This is a genomic window from Gluconobacter aidae (genome assembly GCF_009547075.1).
GTDB classification, from domain to species: domain Bacteria; phylum Pseudomonadota; class Alphaproteobacteria; order Acetobacterales; family Acetobacteraceae; genus Gluconobacter; species Gluconobacter aidae.
Genome location: NZ_WIPH01000103.1, coordinates 1 through 872 on the forward strand (window position 1 = coordinate 1; position 872 = coordinate 872).

The 872-nt window shown below is 42.1% G+C and carries 1 protein-coding gene; it reads right to left on the reverse strand.

Annotated features, from left to right (window positions below):
* Positions 1 to 694 (reverse strand): hypothetical protein (locus GFJ39_RS13915; RefSeq protein WP_153432054.1); only part of this gene is annotated, 694 nt, incomplete at its 3' end.
* Between the last annotated feature and the right edge of the window lie 178 nt (positions 695 to 872).

Below are 872 nucleotides of genomic sequence, written 5' to 3' on the forward strand. Positions count from 1 at the left end.
CTAATAAAATTCGGTCTGACAGAGGAAGGTCTTTTTTAGAGGCTGTACTAAGACGCATTTGAAGCGCATCAGCCATAGCAAAATTGATTTGCAGGCACTGTGATACTGCGGACAGATGTTCATGCCCAGCCGCACCAGAATCAAGTCGGACTTTTAGAACATTCCTAGCTGCACTTAACGCCGTAAGTTCGATCCATATATCTTGGTCAGAACGTGCGTTTTGGTTCATATTTTGATCGCGTGCCTCACGGCACGCCTTTGCGGATTGTTCGATAGCATCTTGTGCAGAAGAATTTGCACCACGTTGTGTCCACCAACGATTTGTCCAGAGAACACCATATGGCCCCAGCAAAGCGAAAAATGATAAAAGGCTTCCAATTCTTGTCCAAAAAATCTGTTTTTTTGCAACATTTGATGAAATTTGAGAATATTCAGCTGATTGTTCGGCTGCCCTGCGTGATCCTTCTGCAGCCTCAACCTGCCGTTTCGTTAATGATAATTTTTCGGCAGCCAGGGGATCGGTGTTTATAACCTGTATGGGTAAAGGGTTGGGGATCGTAATTTGTGAAGATACTTCTTTTACGGTTATTTTAGAAGCCGAATGATGTAAGGGATGCTTTTCTTCTGCAGCTTGCGCAGTAAATATTGTAAAACAAACGAAGAAAATCGCCCCATATCTAAATATATATTCCATTATTCTGCCAATATATTAGTGGGTTTGTGAAAATATTATTACCAAAAATCTAACCAATTGTCCATTTCCAACAATGCATATCATGTGCAGAAAGTCTGGTCTAACTATGCGGCTCTCCAATAGCCGACATTCCACTCCCCCCTCTTAAGAGCCCTTCCCCACTGAATATTTTCAGGAA